Source organism: Bartonella sp. AD13SXNS, assembly GCF_042196465.1.
GTDB lineage: Bacteria > Pseudomonadota > Alphaproteobacteria > Rhizobiales > Rhizobiaceae > Bartonella.
Genome location: NZ_JBHIQI010000098.1, coordinates 1 through 728 on the forward strand (window position 1 = coordinate 1; position 728 = coordinate 728).

Below are 728 nucleotides of genomic sequence, written 5' to 3' on the forward strand. Positions count from 1 at the left end.
ATGCTTAATAAAGTGATTTTAATTGGCTATTTAGGTGCTAATCCAGAAAGCAAAACAATGTCATCTGGCATCGAGGTGGTCAATTTTCGTATAGCAACGTCTGAGAGCTATACAGATAAGGCAACCAATCAAAAAGTAGACAAAACAGAATGGCATTCCATTGTGGTGTTTAATCCACATCTTGCAAAAGTAGCTCTCCAGTATCTGAATAAGGGCAGCAAAGTTTATATCGAGGGACAGCTTCAAACGCGTAAATGGCAAGATAAAAACGGTATTGACCGGTTTGTAACAGAAGTCATTTTGCCTAAGTACAAAGGCGACTTAAAGCTCTTAGATGGCAAAAATGATGATAATCAAGAGCAGTCATCACCTTATGACAGAAGCTTTCACAAGCCTCTTGATACATCTCATACCGTTATGAATGATAGTGTTCCTTTTTAAACAGAAGGCGGTGTTGTGAAAAAAAACAAAAGGGGACGCCCTAAAATAGCAGGGCAGCTAAGAGAAGCCAATGGTCGTATATCACGTGCAAAATACCCCCGTGAAGCCGTCGATCAATTGGCAATAGAGATACGTGCAAAGCGCTTCGGTTTAACGCTACAGGAGGCAAAAAATCCACTTTCTGGGTCTTACATAGGGCGGCTTTGCTTGCAAGGCGTTATTACTCAAGAGCAATATGATGCCGCGCAACAGTACCTACAGATAAGAAATAATTACCTTTGTGCAAA

The 728-nt window shown here is 40.8% G+C and carries 1 protein-coding gene and 1 pseudogene; both read left to right on the plus strand.

Features of this window, described 5'->3' with window-relative positions:
• On the plus strand, positions 1 to 441 hold a 441-nt coding region (gene ssb, locus ACFIMQ_RS09595; protein ID WP_375703951.1), incomplete at its 5' end, for a single-stranded DNA-binding protein.
• Between the two features lie 15 nt (positions 442 to 456).
• Positions 457 to 728 (plus strand): annotated as a pseudogene (locus tag ACFIMQ_RS09600) (hypothetical protein); the annotation flags it as partial.